The sequence below is a fragment of the Sphingopyxis sp. UBA6723 genome (genome assembly GCF_002454115.1).
Taxonomy (GTDB): Bacteria; Pseudomonadota; Alphaproteobacteria; order Sphingomonadales; family Sphingomonadaceae; genus Sphingopyxis.
Map to the genome: position 1 here is coordinate 742748 of NZ_DKIH01000013.1, position 19402 is coordinate 762149.

The following is a 19402-nucleotide window of genomic DNA, read 5'->3' on the forward strand; positions in this document are numbered from 1 at the left end:
GGCCGATCTCGACGCGGCGGCGCGCGCTGCGATGGTCGATGAGGTTCTGAGCGTGCTGGACGACCCGGCGCATGCGGCGCTGTTCGGGCCGGGCTCGCTCGCCGAGGTGCCGCTGTCGGCGGTGGTCGACGGCGTGGTGGTGGCGGGTATCGTCGACCGGCTGCTGGTTACCGATGATGCGGTGACGGTAATCGATTACAAGACCGGGCGGCATGTGCCGGAGAATGCGTCCGCGGTGCAGCCCACCTATCTGCGCCAGATGGCCGCGTATCGCGGCGCGCTGGCGGCGATTTTTCCGGAGCGGCGGATCGATGCGGCGCTGCTGTATACCGCCGGGCCGCGGCTGATCGCGCTGGACGATGCGCTGCTCGATGCGCACAAGCCCGGCTTGGCGGCAACCAAGGCGAATTTGGGCGGTTGAGGTCTTGAGCCGAAGGGTGCGACGCCTTAGCTTGAGGATAACCGAATTTCAGGAGTTTTTATCATGGGTACCAAGGCAATCAGCGACGACAGCTTTCAGGCTGACGTCCTCGACAGCGACACCCCCGTACTTGTCGATTTCTGGGCCGAATGGTGCGGCCCGTGCAAGATGATCGGCCCGTCGCTCGAGGAAATCGCCAATGAGCTGGGCGAAAAGGTCGTGATCGCAAAGCTGAACATCGACGATCACCCGAACGCCCCCGCCAAATATGGCGTGCGCGGCATCCCGACGATGATCCTGTTCAAGAATGGCGAAGTCGCCGACACCAAGGTCGGCGCGGCGCCGAAGAGCGCGCTCAAGGGCTGGCTCGAAGGCGCGCTTTAAGCCAATTTCCCCGACGTCGGATTGCCGACGTCGGGGGTCATCTTTTGGTCAGTCGCGCCAATAATTTAGCCGTTCAGAGCCGTCGAAATCGGCCCGATGTCAGGCAGCAATTGCGGAAACCTGAGGCCTGAGCCACACGGACACGGATCTTGGCGACCGAGTTTTTCGATGAGTTCCTTGTCGCCGTGGACGAAGCGGTGTCCCCGCTTGACCTGCGTTTCCGACGGATAACCTTTACGCCGCTTCGAACTGATCTCGAAAGCAGGGCAGGTCGGCGAAGTCTTTTTGGCGTACCATGACGGCCTCCTGTGGTCAGCGCGCCTGATCGCGCGCAGGCGGCGCCTTACCAGAATGTGCTCAGCTCCGATAGTCTGCGTTGATGCTGATGTAACCGTGCGTCAGGTCGCAGGTCCAGACGGTCGCGCGGCCTTCGCCCAAGCCAAGGTCGGCGCCGATGCGGATTTCCAGACCTTTGAGGTGCGCCGCGACGGGGGCCTCGTCATAGCCGTCGACCGGCAGGCCGTCCCTCGCCACCCAATGATCGCCGAAGCGGATCGCGAGCTTGTCGCGGTCGGCGGGTTCGCCGGCCTTGCCCACCGCCATCACGACGCGGCCCCAGTTGGCGTCCTCGCCCGCAATCGCGGTTTTGACCAGCGGCGAGTTGGCGATCGCGAGCGCGACGCGCTTGGCACTGTCGTCGCTGACGGCGCCGCTCACCTGAACTTCGATGAACTTTGAGGCGCCTTCGCCGTCGCGCACGACCTGCTGCGCGAGGTCGAGCGCGACCTGTCGGATCGCGGCGTAGAGCGCGTCGGCGCCGGGATCGTCGCGCGTGGTAAGAGGCGGATTGCCTGCCAACCCCGTCGCGAACAGCAGCACGGTATCGCTGGTCGAGGTGTCGCTGTCGACGGTGATGCTGTTGAAACTGCCACCGGTCGCTTCGCTCAGCATCGCCTGCAACAATGCGGGCGCGACCGCGGCGTCGGTGAAGATATAGCCGAGCATCGTCGCCATGTCGGGGGCGATCATGCCGGATCCTTTGACGATCCCCGCGACGTGAACGGTCTTGTCGCCAACGACCGCGGTGGCGGCCGATCCCTTGGCGAAAGTGTCGGTGGTGCAGATGGTTTCGGCGGCGGCTTCCCATGAGCAGGGCGCAGCGGTGAGCGCGGCTTCGACCCCGGCGCGCGCCTTGTCCTTAGGCAGCGGCACGCCGATGACGCCGGTCGAGCTGACGAAGACTTCGCTTTTCGCGCAGCTCAGATGATCGGCGACCTGCGCCATGATCTGTTCGACCGCCTCGCGGCCGCGATAGCCGGTGAAGGCGTTGCTGTTGCCCGCGTTGACGATCAGCGCGCGGCCGATACCGCCTTTGACCTGCTCGCGGCCGAGCTCGACTTCGGACGAGCAGCAGACGTTGCGGGTGAAGACGCCCGCGACCGTCGTGCCGGGCGCGAGCTCTACATAGGAGAGGTCGCAGCGGTCCCAATTCTTGTATTGCGCGCGCGCGACGCGGAGGGTGACCCCGGCGATGTCGGGGAGCTTGGGGAAGGATGCGGGGGCGAGGGGGGAGCGCGTGGTCATCGGAGGCGCATAATCGCTAATGGCCTAAAGCAAAACCCCTCCCGCTTGCGGGAGGGATCTGTAGATTTTCACGTCGCCCCCGCGAAGGCGGGGGCCGCTGGAGGTTTACGCATCGACGCCGCGTCAGGACGCCCGCGGCCCCCGCCTTCGCGGGGGCGACGACCGCTTACGCCGGAATGCCACTGATCGACTTTATTTCCATAAAGTCCTTCAGCCCGAACACGCCGCCTTCGCGGCCGTTGCCCGATGCCTTGTAGCCGCCGAACGCCGCGCCGGGGCCTGGTCCCCACGCGTTGACCGCGACCATGCCGGCGCGCAGCTTCGGCGCCACGGCGGCGGCCTGAGCGGGGTCGCCGGAGATCACCGCCGACAGGCCATATTCGGTGTCGTTGGCGATATCGACGGCTTCGTCGAGGTCGCCATAGGCCATGATCGTCGCCACGGGGCCAAAGATCTCCTCATTCGCAATCCGCATATCGCGGGTGACGCCCGAGAACACCGTCGGCTTGACGTAATAGCCGCGGTTGACGTTGCTCGGCAGGCCGGTGCCGCCGGTTTCCAGCGTCGCGCCCTCATCGATCGCTGACTGGATCAACCCCTGGATCTTGTCGAACTGCGCCTTGTTGACGACGGGGCCGATATGGCCGCCTTCGCTCATCGGATCGCCGACCGACGTGCCGTCGAACATCGCCTTGATCACGCCGACCGCTTCGGCCTCACGCTCTTTCTGCACCAGGATGCGCGTCGGCGCGATGCAGCTCTGGCCGGTGTTGACCAGCACGCCCTGCACTGTCGGTGGCAGCACCGCGGCGAAATCGGCGTCGGGCAGGACGATGTTCGGCGACTTGCCGCCCAGTTCCTGATGGACGCGCTTGACGGTGTCGGCCGCCGCCTTGGCGACGAGGATGCCGGCGCGGGTCGAGCCGGTGAAGCTGACCATTTCGATGCCGGGGTGCGCGCTGATCGCATTGCCGACGGTCGGGCCGTCACCCTGGACGAGGTTGAACACGCCCGGCGGGACACCCGCGGCGTCGAGGATTTCGGCAAAGATCGTCGCGTTGCCGGGGCATTCTTCGGAAGGCTTCAGCACCATCGTGTTGCCCGCGGCGAGCGCCGGTGCGACCTTCAGCGCGATCTGGTTGAGCGGCCAGTTCCACGGCGTGATCATGCCGACGACGCCGATCGGTTCGTACGCTATGACGCCCGCGGCATATTTTTCGGTGAAGTTGAAATCCTTGAGCGCAGCGATGGTGCCAAGGAAGCCGCCAATCCCGGCGCCGACCTGTGCCGTACCCGCGAAGCTCACCGGGGCGCCCATTTCGCTCGCCATCGATTTGGCGAGATCGGGGGCGCGCTTCTTATATTCCTCGACGATGCGATTGAGGAGGTCGAGCCGCTCTTCGCGCGTCGTCTGCGACCAGCTTTTCAGCGCTTCGCGCGCCGCAGCGACGGCATCGTCGACGTCGGCGGCGGTGCCGAGGACGATCGTCGAAGCCGCTTCTTCGGTCGCCGGGTTGATCACGTCGTGCGGCTTGCCGCCCTTGCTGTCGACCCACTGGCCGCCGATATAATTCTGCTTGAGGTGCGTTGCGGTGTCGCTCATTTTCTCTCTCCCAATCGGCGTGTCTGAATACGTCTCGGATTGCTACCTAATCACTGTGGCGGATGAATCAAGTTCATCGCTCCTTTATCGTCACCCCGGACTTGATCCGGGGTCCATTCCTCGTTCGTAGCATGGACCCCGGATCAAGTCCGGGGTGACGAAGCGGGAAACGACACGCGCTACCGCTTTTCAGCACTCAGCCGTGACATCAATATGGCAGCGCGGGTCGCCTGGCGCGCGATGCTGGGCAGGTCGACGGTTTCATCGGGACCATGATCGCCGGTGCTGTACGCGCCTAGCCCCGCGAGTGAGTCGACGAACGGCGCGACGAAGCTGATGTCGGCGGCGCCGCGCTTCAGCGGGTCGAGCGCCGCCATTTCGGGCAGGCCCAAGTCCCGGTTCACGGCGTTGAGCCGAACGAGAAGCGCGCGATTGCCGTCGGTCGGCGCCATCGCCGGATAGCCGCCGGGATCGAACGCGATCGTTGCTGAGGTGCCGGGCGCGTGGTCGGCGACGATCGCCGCCATCTTTGCCTTCACCCGCTGCGCCTGTTCGACCGACAGCGTCCGCAGGTCGCCGCGCGCGACCGCAGTCGATGCGATGATGTTGGTTTTGCCGGTCGCATTGGCGCGGATCTTTCCGCCGTCGAGCGCCGCCTGCTCGCCGCCTGCGACCAGCCCGACGTTGAAGGTCAGATTGGGTTCGGGCAGTTCGGTGCGGAAACGGTGGATCACCCGCGCCAGTTCATAGATCGCACCGTCGCCCGCCGCGGCGCTGAAGATGCCCGAACTATGCCCGGGTTTGCCGGTGGCGGTCACCGTCCAGCTCTCCGACGACCGCCGCGCGACCGAACTCATGTCGGCGCCATTCTCGCGGATCAGCCCTTCGAAACACAGCGCGATATCGCTGCGCTTGCCCGCGGCGATCAGGTCGGCGCGCGCGATGTCGATCGGGTCGCCCGCATCCTCTTCGTCGCCGGTCATGTGAAATTCGATATTGGCGTCTTTCAGCGTCCCCGCCGCGTGCATCGCGCGTAACGCCGCGAGCGCGACGACCATGCCGCCCTTGTCATCACCCGCGCCCGGTCCCTTGGCCAAGTCGCCCCTGCGCTCGAAGCGCTGGAACGGCGAATCGGATTCGAACACCGTGTCGAGGTGGGCAATCAGCAGCAGGCGCTTGCCATCGGGCTTCCCCTTGTGCGTCGCGATCAGATGCCCGGCGCGGCCGGTCTCGCGCATCGGTTTCCAGATTACCGTGAAGCCCAGTGGTTCAAGCTCGGCGCGCATCATCGCTCCGACCTTTTCGACGCCCTCCAGGTTCAGCGAGCCGCTGTTCTGGTTGACCAGCTTCTCCAGCAGCGCGATCGAGCGGGGTTGCTCGGCCTCGACCATTGTCGCCATCGCGCGTTCAGCCTGGCTCAACTGGGCCTGCGCCGCTGGGGCGAGTGCGAGTTGAAGCGCGATCAGGGCGGCGAACGGCAGCGATTTCATGGAGGACTCCTCTGGACGCCGCCCTTGTGCCGCCTGCACGGGCCGTGGGCAAGCGGTCAGCCGGGACGAACCATGAAAATGCTGCCGCCGATGCTGACGATAAACAAATTGCCCGCGCTGTCTTCGCCGAACGAGGCGATCGAGCTGAGCGTTCCGGCGTCGGGGGCAAAATCCTCGTTGCGCCGCGCAAAGCGCGACGAGGCGAGCGTCTGTCCGGCGGTCAGGCTGGAAAACGGCACCGACCAGATATTGCCCGAGACGAAATCGGCAAAGACATATTGGCCGGCCAGCGACGTCACGGGTCCGCGATAGACATAACCGCCGGTGACCGAACGGCCCTGCCGCGGCCCGGTCCCGTGGCCATATTCGGCGACGGGCGGCGTCAATCCGGCGGGGGCGGTGCCAGTGTAGCTCTGGGTTCCCTCCAGAAAGCGCCAGCCGAAATTCAGCCCGGGTTGCGATGTCGTCACCATGTCGATTTCTTCGACCGCGCCCTGACCAACGTCGCCGATCAACAGCGTCGCGCCCGAAAAGGAGGCGCGAAACGGGTTGCGGAGGCCAAAGGCAAAAACATAGGGATCGCCGCCGCCCGGCAGAAATGGATTGCCGGGGGCGGGGGCGTAACTGTTGCCGCCCGCGCCGACCGCAAAGCGCAGAATCTTGCCGAGCTGCACATTGCGGTTCTGGGCATTGTTGTTCGGATCACCACCGCCGCCGCCATCGCCGACCGCGACATAGACATGGCCATCGGGACCATAGCCTATCCAGCCGCCGTTGTGGTTGTCGAAGCCCGGGTGTGGAATGTCGAGCACGGTGTCATAGCTGGTCGAGCTGTTCGGCTGGCCCAATATATAACGCCGCACCTGGACATTGCCGTTGGTCGCGGTGGCGACGACAAACAGCCGCTGTGACGTCGCATGATCGGGATAGGTCGCCAGCCCCAACAGCCCGCGCTCGCCGCTGGTCGAAATGTCGGTGATGTCCAGCACCAGCGTACGGCTGCCGTTCGCCGGGTCGAAGCGATAGACGTCGCCCCCCTTTTCGACGACATACACATTGCTGCTGCCGGGGATGGGCGCGACATAAAGTGGCTGGCTGAAGCCGGTGCCCACGCGCACCACCGATATGCCCTCACGGCTGTTGGTAACGGTGATGTTCACCGCTTGCGTCACGCTCGCCTGACCGTCGCTGACGCGCAGCACGACAGCATAGACATTGTCGCCGTCGGCATCCCCGGGCAGGTCGAAATCGGGCGCGGGGCTGAAACTGAGCGCGCCCGCCGCGGTGATCGCAAAGCGCGCCGCATCGGCACCACCGTCGATGGTGAAAGTCAGCATGCTCCCGTCAGGATCGGTCGCGGTCGCCTGATAGGCGGCGGTGCTGTTCTCGGCGACGCTCGCGGTTTGCAGCGAGGTGAAGCTGGGCGGCGCATTGGCCGCAGGCGGGGTCCCGCCGCCGCTGCTCCCGCCACCCCCGCACGACACGAGCATCAGAGAGGTCAGGAGGAGAGAGACGCTTTTCCGCATGGCCAACAGCCTTTCGCGATCAGACCCACCCCTGCCGCAACCTGCCATTGGTCAAAGCCGACCGCAACCCCGCCGGTTTACCATGGTATCCCGGCATCCAGCGCCATCAGGCGGGCCCTTTTGCCTCTTCGAAATCGTCGAGTTTGCCCAGCGCGTCTTGCGCGATCTTGCGCAGTACCAAACGGTTGACCGTCAGCCCCTTGGCACCATCGCCGCTCAGATCGTCGATGGCAAAATCGACGCGGGTGCGATCGGGCGCCAGCTCTTCAAAGGTGAATTTGAGCCCCGTCGTCAGCGCACCGTCATCGACGTTGTAGATCAGATGCGCCTCACGGGGTATTTCCATCGCGACCGCCAGCTTGATCTTGTAAGCGTCGGGTCGCTCGTCGGGGACCATTTTGTCGAACCCCGGATCGCCTTTTTCCGCAACTAGCTCGTAAAGGCGCGTCGACCCGCCATTGGTGACCATCGGCATGCCGGTAAAGGCGCTGCCGTCACCGAACATTTTTGCGAACACCTCCTCACGCGGCGCCGCGACCGTGCGGGTTTGGTTGGCGAGTTCGGCCATCTTGCCGCAACCCGCGGTCAGCAGCATCGCGGCCATCAAAAAAGTCGAGCGTAGCATCGCAATCCCCCCTGAAATGCTGAATTCTTATAGCGATGACAGCTTACAAAAGCGTCAACGGCCGCTTTGGCCCGATGTAAAGAGTGTTGGCGTTATTATATTTGGCATACCCAACCCAGATCGGGGGTGCTAAGTGAGCACTCGTGATCAATTCTCAAGACTGATTGACGTCCTGCTTCCTCGTGGGGGATATGTTTTGGCGCTCTGGGAAGCCTACATCGACGAGAGCGGCGACGAGGGTAGCGACGATGTTTTCGTCGTGTCGGGTTACCTGTTCCGAAGCGATAAAGCCGTCGTAATGCAGGAGAAATGGGCACGCGCATTGCGCCGCGTGGGCGTCCCCTATTTCCACATGGTTGATTGCGCCCATGGAAGCGGAAAGCACTACAAAGACTTGAAACCTGAAAAGCGGGATTGGCTTGCCAGAAGGTGCATCGATCTAATTAAAAAGAATTCGGAAACTGGTATTTCATTTGTTGTAAATCCACCAAAATGGGGATTCAAATCAGGCCGAGAAGATTTTGATAACTCCTACGCATACATCATGACCATGCTCATTGGTCACTTTTTCACCCATATCAACCGTAACGATGCTGATCCTGACGCTGCCATTTTTATTGAGCAAGGCCATTCAACTCAGTCGTTGGCGCGGAAGCATTTAGACTTTGCGATTCTTCCTGACAAGGTTTTCCCAAGCGGTCGCCTGCCCTCATTCTCCTTCGTCGCCAAGGAACAGGCATGTCTTCTACAGGCGGCGGACTTGCTAGCTTGGCAAACTGCAAAATACGTAAAAGATGTCGTGAATGGAAAAGACACGATCAGAAAAGACTTCGAAGCCCTAAATGAAGTCGATCATCATACCTTCTATTTGTACCATCATGATGGTGTAAATGTCGTCAGGGATTATAGATTAATCGGCAACAGGCCAGCATTTCACAAACTGATCCGATCAATTTTCAGCGATGATGAAGCCGAAAAAGAGTTTCTAGATAAAGCCCACAAGATGCGTCACTTCGGCAAAGCCGAATGGAATGAAGAAAATATCAAAAAATTCCTTAATGGGAGTCGGTTTGCCTTTTGATTCCTTGGCTTCGCATTAGGCGCTCAAAATTATCGTCGGCTTCTGTGGGACTTAGTTCGCCAGCGTCGATTAGCTCGCGGACAGCCTTTTTGAACCGCGCGCTTTGCTCGGCTTGCGTCTCCTGATTTTTCTTCTTTGGCATGACACTTAGGCCCCTCGACCAGTCGTTTCATAGGTGAGCCGCTTGCCAACGACACCAGCCAACAGGCGGTCGGCGCGGTCGGAGTCGTTGCAGCCCAAAGCCTGACGATTGCTGTAGCGGAAGTCAAATTCGGCCAGATAGCGGTGAAGGTGCTTCTTCTGGCAGTGCTGGTAAACGCCCTTCATGCCGCGCTTAAAGATGCTGAAGAAGCCTTCGATGGTGTTGGTGTGGATAGTCGCGTCACCCTTGCGGACATATTCGCCATGTGCGTGGGCAACGCTGGTATGCACTGCATAGTCGCGACCGATGGTACGATAGTGGCGGGCTTCATCGGTCATCAAATGCGCTTCCGGCGAGACATACGCGGCGACGATCTGGCCAACGCTATCAGCCGAAAGATTGCCGGTGAAAACGACCGATGCCGAACGGCCAGTCGCGCGGTCGATCAGCGATACAACCTTGTTCATATGGCGGTGCGGGTGACGGGTTTTCACGGCGTCGGGATCGCGGCCAAGGAAGGTTTCGTCAGCTTCGACCATGGTGCCGCCCGCGCCGAAATCGCCGATGGTGTCATTGGTCATCGCTTCACGGATGCGATGCGACATGAACCAAGCGGTTTTTAGGGTGACGCCAAGGGTGCGGTGAAGCTGGTTGCTCGAAATGCCCTTCTTGCTGCCAGCGATCAGATACATCGCCTGCAACCAGATATGCAGGGCAACGTGGCTGCTTTCAAAGATGGTCCCGATGCGAACGGTAAAGGGCTTGCGGCACTGATAGCACTTGTAAAGGCCAAGGCGAGTGGACTTGCCACCCATCTTACCGATGCGTTCCACGCCACCGCAATGCGGGCAGGTCGGACCCTCCGGCCATACGCGCGCCTCGACATAGGCGAAGGCGGCTTCTTCATTGTGGAAGTGCGGGGCAGAAAGCGCGGAAACCATCGAATTAACTCCTTATGGGGAGTTTTTGGCAGTTTCACGTGGGTATGTCAAGTATAATAACGCCAGAGTGTTTGACAGGCGGGCATCATAACTGTAAAGAGCTCTTGACAGGCAAGGGAGCGACTGTGGAGAATCGGGTCCGCGAATATCGCGAAGCGGCGGGGTGGAGCCAGGGCGAACTGGCCCGTCGCCTTGGCGTGTCGCGCCAGACGATCAACGCGGTCGAAACCGACAAATATGACCCCAGCCTGCCGCTGGCGCTGCGCATGGCAGGCCTGTTCGCGCTCGAAGTGCGCGAGCTGTTCATCGACCATTGGACCGCGAAGGAGTAGCAAGATGACGACGCAGGCAAGCAAGGCGGCGGGATGGCGCAAGATGGCGATCCAGGCGATCATCGGGGCGATCGCCGGCGCCAGCGGCATGTTCGCGATGTTGGCGTTGATCGACGCGCAGGGCGGCCTCGACTGGGCGCCCTCGGCAATCATCCTGCTCGGGGTCGGGTTCATCTATGCGCTGATGGGGTTGTTCGTCGGCATCGGGACGGTGGCGCCGCGGCTGGTCGGGCAGCGCCTGCTCAACGTCGCCGACGCCGATGAAATCGTCGAGGAGCGCGCCAATATGGGCGCCAGCGCGATCGGCTGTATCATTATGGGGGCTGCGTTGATGCTGTTGGCGCAGGCCGTGGCGGCCGACGCTGCGGGCGCCGCAGCGCTGGTCAGCCCAGCCGCTGCCTTCTGGATCCTGCTCGCGGTGCTCGGCGGCTTCACTCTGGTATCGCTGTGGATGTGGAAAAGTTTCGACGAATTATGGCGCCAGCTTACCGTCGAAATCACTGCGTTGACCGGTAATGTCCTGCTGGTCGTCGCAACTGTCTGGGGCAGCGCGGCCGCGGCCGGTCTGGTCGCCGGTCCCGGGCCGCTCGATCTGGTGTCGCTGTCATTCGGATCGATGCTGCTCGCCTGTTTCGTCATCACCGCCCGCCGCGGCATGATGGTCCCGCGATAGGGCTGGTTTTGACCGGGCGTGGTGGACGAATCTTTTCCCCTCCCTGGAGGGGAGATGAATGTCTTAAGGCCACCCCAAAAAAGGTCTTTCCTACTTTTTCCGGCTATGCCAGCCTTCAACCGCCTCCTTGATGCTGCAGACCCACCGGTCGCTTGCGGACGGACAGGGCGATGTGAACCAGTCGCGTGCCTTGGCGTCTTCAACACAGCGCAGGGTCCGAATCGCGGTGTGCACAAGGCTGAACTTTGCTGAACTTTGGATCGTCACGCGGTTCGCGATGACCCATGTCCGCTTGCCATCCCAAGGCCGTCATCGGCACGATGGTAACAAAAAAGGGCGCCCGGTTCCCCCGAACCGGACGCCCCCCCTGGCGTCGCTGACCCTCGCGGATCAGGCGCTGTAGTACATGTCAAACTCGACCGGGCTCGGGGTCTGTTCGACGCGATACACTTCGTCCCACTTCAGCTCGATATAGGCTTCGATCTGATCCTTGGTGAACACGTCGCCCTTGAGCAGGAAGTCGTGATCGGCGGCCAGGCTGTCGAGCGCTTCGCGCAAGCTGCCGCACACGGTCGGGACTTCGGCCAGCTCCTCGGGCGGCAGGTCATAGAGGTTCTTGTCCATCGGATCGCCCGGGTGGATCTTGTTCTGGATGCCGTCGAGGCCCGCCATCAGCAGCGCCGAATAGCAGAGGTACGGATTGGCCATCGCGTCGGGGAAGCGGAATTCGACGCGCTTCGCCTTGGCGCCCGCACCATAGGGGATGCGGCACGAGGCCGAACGGTTGCGGCTCGAATAAGCGAGCAGCACCGGCGCTTCGAAGCCGGGGACGAGGCGCTTGTAGCTGTTCGTCGTCGGGTTGGTGAAGGCGTTGAGCGCCTTGGCGTGCTTGACGACGCCGCCGATGAAATAGAGGCACATGTCTGAAAGGCCGGCATAGCCGTTGCCCGCGAACAGCGGCTTGCCCTTTTCCCAGATCGAGATGTGGGTGTGCATGCCAGATCCGTTATCGTCCTTGATCGGCTTCGGCATGAAGGTTGCGGTCTTGCCATAAGCATGCGCGACCTGGTGCACGACATATTTGTAGATCTGCATACGGTCGGCGGTTTCGGTCAGCGTACCAAAGGTGAGGCCGAGTTCGTGCTGCGCCGCGGCGACTTCATGGTGATGCTTGTCGCATGGCAGGCCCATTTCCAGCATGGTCGAAACCATCTCGGCGCGGATGTCGACGGCGCTGTCGACCGGCGCGACGGGGAAATAGCCACCCTTCGCGCGGGGGCGGTGGCCGAGGTTGCCGCCTTCATAGCTGCGACCGGTGTTGGTCGGCAGTTCGATATCGTCGATTTCGAAGCCCGACTTGTTATAGCCGGTCTCGAAACGGACATCGTCGAACATGAAGAATTCGGCTTCGGGGCCGACATAGACGGTGTCGCCGACGCCGGTCGAGGCGACATAAGCCTCGGCGCGCTTCGCCGTGGTGCGCGGGTCGCGGGCATAGCCTTCGCCGGTCGAGGGTTCGACGATGTCGCAGAAGATGACGAGCATCGGGGTCGCCGAGAAGGGATCGTCATAGACCGCGTCGAGGTCGGGCTTCAGGATCATGTCGCTTTCATTGATCGCTTTCCAGCCTTCGATCGACGAACCGTCGAACATCAGCCCGTCTTCGAGCTCGTCCTCGCCAAGCACCGAGGCGACCATGGTCAGATGCTGCCACTTGCCCTTGGGATCGGTGAAACGCAGATCGACCCACTCGATGTCGTTTTCCTTGATCCGGGCGATGATGTCCTTGGGCTTCGTAGCCATGGTCTGAGCTTCCTTCTTGCGATGATGACCGGTTGCACCGGCTTAGTTGAACAGGGTGGGGAGCAGTTGCTCTAGAGCGCGTCCTCGTTGCGCTCGCCAGTGCGAATGCGCAGCGCCGTTTCGACCGGGATGACGAAAATCTTGCCGTCGCCGATGCGGCCGGTTTGAGCGGCGGCGGCGATCGCCTCGACAACGCGTTCGGCCATGCTGTCTTCGACGATGACTTCCAGCTTCACCTTGGGCAGGAAATCGACGACATATTCGGCGCCGCGATACAGTTCGGTGTGACCCTTCTGGCGGCCGAAGCCCTTCGCCTCGGTCACGGTGATACCGCTGACCCCGACTTCGTGCAGCGCCTCCTTCACTTCGTCGAGCTTGAACGGCTTGATGATCGCCTCAATCTTCTTCACGCTTTTCGTCCCCCTTTGGGCATTTCGCATCGCTCGCAGTCAGAGCCGGATCAGGCCTGCCTGTCCGGTTCGCACCTGTGAGTCGCTGCGAGGCCCCGTCATCTTGCACCAATCAAGAGCCGTGCCAATTGGCGAATCGCAAGCTTTCGGTAAGATTTGTGACAGGAAGTTGCGTGGTTGCTTAAGGGGTGAGCAATGGGCGCCACGCGGTGCCTAAAAAAGCGGCAAGCGCGTACTCATTCCTCCCTGTCGCGCAGCGAGGGGGAGGTGGCAGCGCGAAGCGCTGACGGAGGGGCGATAACGCTCCCGTTGCAAAGCCCCTCCACCATTCGCTTCGCGAACGGTCCCCCTCCCCATCGCTGCGCGACAGGGAGGATGTTCAGTTCACCGCCCCATCGGTGCCGCACTGTCCGCCAGGTTCGCCTTGGTCCAGTTCGACCGTTCGATGACATAGGCGCGGATCGCTTCGGCGTCCTGCGGGGTCAGCACCTTGGCAAAGCTGACCATGCCGCGGTCCTTCAGCGCGCCGTCGATCACCACGCCCTTCCACGCCTCGGCATTGGCGAGCGTGCCCGAGACGCGCAGGTCGGGGGTAAAGCCGTTACCGATTGCGCTGTCGCCGTGACACACCATGCAATAGCGCCCGAACTGCGCCTTGCCCGCGGCGACCGTGGCCGCGCTCGCGGTCATCGGCGGCGGGTTCCAGGCCAGCGTCGTCGTCGCGGGCGGCGCGGGCAGTTTGCCGGTGCCGCCGATCTTGAGCACGACGAGGCGCGGGATATTTGGAACCTTGCGCGTCGCGCCGCCCGCGACCCCGGCGACGAGCGGGAAGGCGCCGCCCTTGCTGGTCATGAACGCCACATATTGGATGCCGTTCACGCGGAAGGTCGACGGCGCGCTCACGATCCCCGACTGCATGTCGAGGTCGAGCAACTGCTTGCCGGTGTCGGCGGTGTAGGCACGGAAGCGGCCGAGGCTGGTGCCTTGGAACACGAGATTGCCCGCCGTGGTCATCGTGCCGCCGTTCCACGCGGCGGGATGATCGACCGCCCAGGCGACCTTGCCGGTGCGCGGGTCGAAGGCGACGAGGCGGCCGGTGGTCGCGGCGACCGCGGCGCGATACGCGGCCTTGTCGTCGGGCAGCATCGTCTTGTTCAGCGAGGCGCCGACATTGAAGCCCAGAACCTTGCGCCGGTCGAGCTCGTCCATGTCGGCGAGATAGCCCTGCGGGATCTGCTGCGCCGGAATATAGACGAGTCCGGTCGCTGGATTGTAGCTCATCGGGTGCCAGTTATGCGCGCCGAGCGCGCCGGGGATGGCGATGAAGGGCTTGCCGGTCTTGTAGAAGCGCGCCTCGGGATTTTCGATCGGGCGACCGGTGGCGAGGTCGTAGCCTGTCGCCCAGTTGATCCCGTCGACAAACGGCTTGGCGTCGATCAGCTTGCCGTTGCTGCGGTTGATGGTGAAGAAGAAGCCGTTCTTTGGTGCGTGGTACAGCACCTTGGTCGGGGTGCCGTTCACCGCCTGCTCGGCCAGGATGATCGGCTGGGTCGCGGTATAGTCCCATGTCTCGCCCGGGGTTTCCTGATAATGCCATTTATAGGCGCCGGTACTGGCATCGACCGCGACGATGGACGACAGGAACCAGTTGTCGCCTTGGCCATTCGACCTTGTGCCATGGTTCCACGGATTGCCGTTTCCGACGCCCAGATAGATCTGGTCGAGATCCTTGTCGTAAACGATCGCGTCCCACACGGTGCCGCCGCCGCCCGAGGTCTGCCATTCACCCGTGTCGGACCAGGTGGCGTTGGCTTTGGAAGCGAATATGTCGTCCGATGCGGCGCCGTCCTTGGCCTTGGTGGGATTGGGTGCGGTGTAGAAGCGCCAGCGCTCCTTGCCGGTATCGGCATCATAGGCGGTGACATAGCCGCGCACCCCGAATTCGGCGCCGCCATTGCCGATCAGCACCATGTCCTTCACGACGCGCGGCGCGCCGGTGATCGTATAGGGTTTCGAAGCATCGACCGTCAGCGTCGACCACAGCTCCTTGCCGGTCGCCTTGTCGAGCGCGATCAGGCGGCCGTCGATCGTCCCGACAAAAACCTTGTCGCCCCACAGCGCGACCCCGCGATTGACGACGTCGCAGCAGGCGTTGACGGCTTTCTCGCCCGGAACCTTGGGGTCGAATTTCCACAGCGGCTTGCCGGTCGCGGCGTCCCACGCGCTGACCTTCGACCAGGCGTGGCTGACGTACATCACCCCGTCGACGACGACGGGGGTCGCTTCCTGCCCGCGGGCATCTTCCAGATCGGTGGTCCAGGCGATGCCGAGCTCGCCGACATTCTTGTCGCTGATGTCGGTGAGTGGGCTGAAGCGTTGTTCGTCATAGCTGAAACCGATGCCGGCCCAGTCGTCGCCATTGCCGCCGGTCTTGAGTAAGATCTCGCTGGCCTTTTCGGCATCGTCGAGCGACCCGCTGGTGATGCTCTCATTTTTCGACGCGTTGCATGCCGCCAATGCCAGCGCCGCGCAGCCCAGCAGCGCGGCCTTCAAGACCCGTTTCGCCATTCATGCTCTCCCGTTCGACGCCTATGCTTGACGTTAACGTCAAGACTGCGCGCGAAGACTGATTGGTGCAAGCAGGAAAATGGAGTGGGGAAAGAGGCACCCGCTATTCGTCACCCTGGACTTGATCCCGGGTCCACGAAGGTCGGCGCGGCATTGAAAGTCATGGATCCCGGATCAAGTCCGGGATGACGAGGTGTAAACCGCTTTGTCGATCAGCACCAGGGCGGCGCGTTCAGACCCTTCGGGCTCGCGGTGAAAATCTCGCAGCCGGTCTCGGTAATCCCGATGCTGTGCTCGAACTGCGCCGACAGCGAACGGTCGCGGGTCACCGCAGTCCAGCCGTCGGCAAGCATCTTCACCGCATATTTGCCGGTGTTGATCATCGGTTCGATCGTGAAGAACATGCCGGGCTTGAGTTCCGGCCCGGTGCCGGGGCGTCCGGCGTGGACGACTTCGGGCGCGTCATGGAACATCTGGCCGAGGCCGTGGCCGCAGAAATCGCGAACGACCGAATAGCGGTGGCGCTCGGCGTGGGTCTGGATCGCGTGCGCTACGTCGCCCATCCGGTTGCCGGGCTTCGCCTGTTCGATGCCGAGCATCAGGCATTCATAAGTCACTTCGACGAGCCGCCGCGCCTTGATCGGCACGTCCCCGACCAGATACATGCGGCTGGTGTCGCCGTGCCAGCCGTCGACGATGCTGGTGACGTCGATATTGACGATGTCGCCCTCGCGCACCGGCTTGTCGTCGGGGATGCCGTGGCAGACGACATGGTTGATGCTGGTGCAGCAACTGTGCGTGAAGCCGCGATAACCGAGCGTCGCAGGAATGCCGCCGCCGTCGAGCATCATCGTGCGGACGAGGTCGTCGATTTGGGCGGTGGTCACGCCCGGCTGAACAAAGGGGACGAGCGCGTCGAGGATTTCGGCCGACAGCCGCCCCGCCTTGCGCATGCCGGCAAAGCCCGCCTCGTCGTGCAGCTTGATCGTGCCGTCGCGCACGGGGGTGGGCGCGCCGGCGTCGGCGGTGGTTACGGAGACATAGTCGTACATGGGAAAAGATATAGGCGATATGGCGCCTAATTGCGAGGGGGGCTTTTTAAGCCCCTCCCCTTCAGGGGAGGGGTTGGGGTGGGGTCTGTCAGCATAGCGCTAGGCCGATAGACCCCACCCCGCTCGACTAAAGGCCCGGCTACGCCGGACCAAGTCTCACTGCCCCTCCCCTGACGGGGAGGGGCTCAACTTAGCTTACTCCGCCGCCTTCTTTGTCTTATCGACCTTCGCCTTGCCCTTGCCCGCTTTCGGCGGCGCCGAGACGATTTCGAACGCCAGCGGGTTGCCGACCTTGGCGTCGTCGCCGGTCTTCATCTTGACCTTGACCTCGCCGCCGTGGACGAGCTTGCCGAAGAGCAGTTCCTCGGCGAGCGGCTGCTTGATCTTTTCCTGGATCAGGCGGCCCATCGGGCGCGCGCCGTACAACTTGTCATAGCCCTTGCCGGTCAGCCATTCGCGCGCCGCATCGTCGAGCTGGATGTGGACGTTGCGGTCGGCGAGCTGGAGTTCGAGTTCGAGGATGAACTTGTCGACAACGCGCGCGACGACTTCGGGCGGCAGATAGCCGAACGGGACGATCGCATCGAGGCGGTTGCGGAATTCGGGGGTGAACATGCGCTTCACCGCCTCTTCCTGCACATCCTCACGCGTCGACTGGCCGAAGCCGATCGATTCGCGCGCCATGTCGCTGGCGCCCGCATTCGTCGTCATGATCAGGATGACGTTGCGGAAATCGACGGTCTTGCCGTGGTGGTCGGTCAGGCGGCCGTTGTCCATTACCTGGAGCAGGATGTTGAACAGGTCGGGATGCGCCTTTTCGATCTCGTCGAGCAGCAGCACGCAATGCGGGTTCTGGTCGATCGCATCGGTGAGCAGCCCGCCCTGATCGTAACCGACATAGCCCGGGGGCGCGCCGATCAGGCGGCTGACCGAATGGCGCTCCATATATTCGGACATATCGAAGCGCTGGAGCGGAATGCCCATGATCGACGCGAGCTGTTTGGCGACCTCGGTCTTGCCGACGCCGGTCGGGCCGCTGAATAGATAATTGCCGATCGGCTTTTCGGGATCGCGGAGACCCGCACGGCTGAGCTTGATCGCCGACGAGAGCACCTCGATCGCGGTGTTCTGACCAAAGACAACGCGCTTGAGGTCGGTCTCGAGGCTGGCGAGAGTCGCCTTGTCGTCGCTCGACACCGATTTGGGCGGGATGCGCGCCATCGTCGCGATCACGGCCTCGATCTCCTTGGCGGTGATCGTCTTCTTGCGCTTCGACGGGGCGACAAGCATCTGCATCGCGCCGACCTCGTCGATCACGTCGATCGCCTTGTCGGGCAATTTGCGGTCGTTGATATAGCGCGCGCTCAGCTCGACCGCGGCGTTGATCGCGTCGGGTGTGTAGCGCACCTGGTGGTGGCTCTCGAAGGCGCTGCGCAGCCCGGCGAGGATTTTCTTGGTGTCCTCCAGCGTCGGTTCGACCACGTCGATCTTCTGGAACCGGCGCAGCAACGCGCGGTCCTTTTCGAAATGGTTGCGGAACTCCTTGTACGTCGTCGAACCGATGCAGCGGATGACGCCGCCCGACAGCGCAGGCTTGAGCAGGTTCGACGCATCCATCGCGCCGCCGCTCGTCGCGCCAGCGCCAATGACGGTGTGGATTTCGTCGATGAACAGGATCGCGTGCGGCAGGCCTTCAAGTTCGGTCACGACCTGTTTCAGCCGCTCCTCGAAATCGCCGCGATAGCGCGTGCCTGCGAGCAGCGCGCCCATGTCGAGCGAATAGATGACGGCAGGCAGCAACACCTCGGGCACGTCGCCCTCGATGATCTTGCGCGCCAGCCCTTCGGCGATCGCGGTCTTGCCGACGCCGGGATCGCCGACATAGAGCGGGTTGTTCTTTGACCGGCGGCACAGGATCTGGATTGTGCGGTCGACCTCGGCATGGCGGCCGATCAGCGGGTCGACCTTGCCCACCTTGGCTTTCTCGTTGAGGTTGACGGTGAACTGGTCGAGCGCGGTTTCTTTCTTGTTCTTGCCGCCGCTGTCCTTGTCCTTCGTTTCTTCCTTTTCCTCGGGTTCGGCCTGCGGCGAGGGTTTGCCGCCCTTGCCGACGCCGTGGCTGAGGTAGGAGACCGCGTCGAGGCGGGTCAAATCCTGCTGCTGGAGGAAATAGACCGCATAGCTTTCGCGTTCGGAGAAGAGCGCGACGAGCACGTTGGCGCCCGTCACCTCATCCTTGCCCGACGACTGGACGTGCAGGATCGCGCGCTGGACGACGCGCTGGAAGCCGCTGGTCGGCGACGGGTCGCTGTGCCCCTCGACCTTCAAACTGTCGAGTTCGGTGTCGAGATAATGGACGACCGCCGATTGCAGGTCGTCGATCGCGACGCCGCAGGCGCGCATCACTTCGGCGGCATGGTCGTCGTCGATCAGCGCGAAGAGCAGATGCTCCAACGTCGCATATTCGTGGTGACGCTCCGATGCGGCTTTCAGCGCATTGTGCAGGGTCTTTTCGAGGCTCTCCGAAAAGGACGGCATGGACTTTTCTCCTTGCGAGGCCCGCCGGGGGAGAGAGGCGGCCCCTAGGAACACAAGGTGGCGATGCCGCCGCCGCCCTGCAAGGGAAAAGCGGATGGCGTTTGTGAAATTACGATGACGGGGGTTGCGGTATGGTTAACGGAGCGTTGAGATTTGGCCGCCGCCAGGGCGGCGTGATATTCCAAAGTTCAGGAAAGTTCAGCCTTGTGCACCTCCCGATTTGGACATT

17 protein-coding genes are annotated in these 19402 nt (G+C 62.7%); 5 read left to right on the top strand and 12 right to left on the bottom strand.

Annotation, left to right across the window (positions count from 1 at the left end; all coding sequences use genetic code 11):
• Together B4F07_RS16780 and trxA are read left to right on the top strand one after the other, a co-directional pair.
• A partial coding sequence (locus B4F07_RS16780; RefSeq protein ID WP_293704917.1) for a PD-(D/E)XK nuclease family protein occupies nucleotides 1–421 on the top strand: 421 nt, incomplete at its 5' end.
• 63 nt (nucleotides 422–484) lie between these two features.
• Nucleotides 485–805: a thioredoxin TrxA gene (gene trxA, locus B4F07_RS16785; RefSeq protein WP_293701859.1), complete on the top strand. Its 321-nt coding sequence runs from the start codon at nucleotides 485–487 to the stop codon at nucleotides 803–805.
• Between the two features lie 65 nt (nucleotides 806–870).
• Here the strand turns inward: trxA and B4F07_RS17465 are convergent, their stop codons facing one another.
• From B4F07_RS17465 to B4F07_RS16810, 6 genes are all read right to left on the bottom strand, one after another.
• Nucleotides 871–1173, bottom strand: coding sequence for an SEC-C metal-binding domain-containing protein (locus B4F07_RS17465; protein WP_414711720.1), 303 nt, complete (start codon nucleotides 1171–1173; stop codon nucleotides 871–873).
• Nucleotides 1163–2389: a bifunctional glutamate N-acetyltransferase/amino-acid acetyltransferase ArgJ gene (gene argJ, locus B4F07_RS16790; RefSeq protein WP_293701862.1), complete on the bottom strand. Its 1227-nt coding sequence runs from the start codon at nucleotides 2387–2389 to the stop codon at nucleotides 1163–1165. The genes B4F07_RS17465 and argJ overlap by 11 nt, the downstream gene beginning before the upstream one ends.
• A 166-nt stretch (nucleotides 2390–2555) precedes the next feature.
• The gene (locus tag B4F07_RS16795; RefSeq protein WP_293701865.1) at nucleotides 2556–3992 is read right to left on the bottom strand and encodes an aldehyde dehydrogenase family protein; all 1437 of its coding nucleotides are present in this window, start codon (nucleotides 3990–3992) and stop codon (nucleotides 2556–2558) included.
• A gap of 179 nt (nucleotides 3993–4171) precedes the next feature.
• Nucleotides 4172–5482, bottom strand: a complete 1311-nt coding sequence (locus B4F07_RS16800; RefSeq protein ID WP_293701868.1) for a M20/M25/M40 family metallo-hydrolase — start codon at nucleotides 5480–5482, stop codon at nucleotides 4172–4174.
• A gap of 56 nt (nucleotides 5483–5538) precedes the next feature.
• Nucleotides 5539–7008 carry a PQQ-dependent sugar dehydrogenase gene (locus B4F07_RS16805; protein ID WP_293701871.1) on the bottom strand — a complete coding sequence of 490 codons (1470 nt, stop codon included), beginning with the start codon at nucleotides 7006–7008 and terminating at the stop codon, nucleotides 5539–5541.
• Between the two features lie 106 nt (nucleotides 7009–7114).
• Nucleotides 7115–7633: an SRPBCC family protein gene (locus tag B4F07_RS16810; protein WP_293704919.1), complete on the bottom strand. Its 519-nt coding sequence runs from the start codon at nucleotides 7631–7633 to the stop codon at nucleotides 7115–7117.
• A gap of 133 nt (nucleotides 7634–7766) precedes the next feature.
• Between B4F07_RS16810 and B4F07_RS16815 the strand changes: the two genes are divergently transcribed.
• Entirely contained in the window at nucleotides 7767–8714 is a 948-nt protein-coding gene (locus B4F07_RS16815; RefSeq protein ID WP_293701877.1) for a DUF3800 domain-containing protein, read from the top strand.
• A 147-nt stretch (nucleotides 8715–8861) separates the two neighbouring features.
• Here the strand turns inward: B4F07_RS16815 and B4F07_RS16820 are convergent, their stop codons facing one another.
• Nucleotides 8862–9797: an IS1595 family transposase gene (locus tag B4F07_RS16820; RefSeq protein ID WP_293701879.1), complete on the bottom strand. Its 936-nt coding sequence runs from the start codon at nucleotides 9795–9797 to the stop codon at nucleotides 8862–8864.
• Between the two features lie 125 nt (nucleotides 9798–9922).
• On the opposite strand from B4F07_RS16820, the gene B4F07_RS16825 reads away from it, so the two are divergent.
• Together B4F07_RS16825 and B4F07_RS16830 are read left to right on the top strand one after the other, a co-directional pair.
• Entirely contained in the window at nucleotides 9923–10129 is a 207-nt protein-coding gene (locus B4F07_RS16825) for a helix-turn-helix transcriptional regulator (RefSeq protein WP_088442821.1), read from the top strand.
• Nucleotides 10130–10133: 4 nt separating this feature from the next.
• Entirely contained in the window at nucleotides 10134–10802 is a 669-nt protein-coding gene (locus B4F07_RS16830; RefSeq protein WP_293701884.1) for a hypothetical protein, read from the top strand.
• Nucleotides 10803–11192: 390 nt separating this feature from the next.
• On the opposite strand, the gene glnA is transcribed toward B4F07_RS16830, so the two are convergent.
• The 5 genes from glnA to clpA all read right to left on the bottom strand — a co-directional run bounded on the left by glnA (nucleotide 11193) and on the right by clpA (nucleotide 19173).
• Nucleotides 11193–12605 (bottom strand): type I glutamate--ammonia ligase, encoded by a 1413-nt coding sequence (gene glnA, locus B4F07_RS16835; protein WP_293701887.1) that lies wholly within the window; start codon nucleotides 12603–12605, stop codon nucleotides 11193–11195.
• A gap of 71 nt (nucleotides 12606–12676) precedes the next feature.
• Nucleotides 12677–13015 (bottom strand): P-II family nitrogen regulator, encoded by a 339-nt coding sequence (locus B4F07_RS16840; RefSeq protein WP_037518110.1) that lies wholly within the window; start codon nucleotides 13013–13015, stop codon nucleotides 12677–12679.
• A 384-nt stretch (nucleotides 13016–13399) separates the two neighbouring features.
• A complete protein-coding gene (locus tag B4F07_RS16845; RefSeq protein WP_293701890.1) occupies nucleotides 13400–15583 on the bottom strand; it encodes a PQQ-dependent dehydrogenase, methanol/ethanol family in 2184 nt (727 codons plus the stop codon).
• A gap of 212 nt (nucleotides 15584–15795) precedes the next feature.
• Nucleotides 15796–16635 (bottom strand): type I methionyl aminopeptidase, encoded by an 840-nt coding sequence (map, locus tag B4F07_RS16850; protein ID WP_293701893.1) that lies wholly within the window; start codon nucleotides 16633–16635, stop codon nucleotides 15796–15798.
• Nucleotides 16636–16830: 195 nt separating this feature from the next.
• Complete coding sequence (clpA, locus tag B4F07_RS16855; RefSeq protein WP_293701896.1) at nucleotides 16831–19173, bottom strand: ATP-dependent Clp protease ATP-binding subunit ClpA; 2343 nt, start codon at nucleotides 19171–19173, stop codon at nucleotides 16831–16833.
• Nucleotides 19174–19402: the final 229 nt, after the last annotated feature.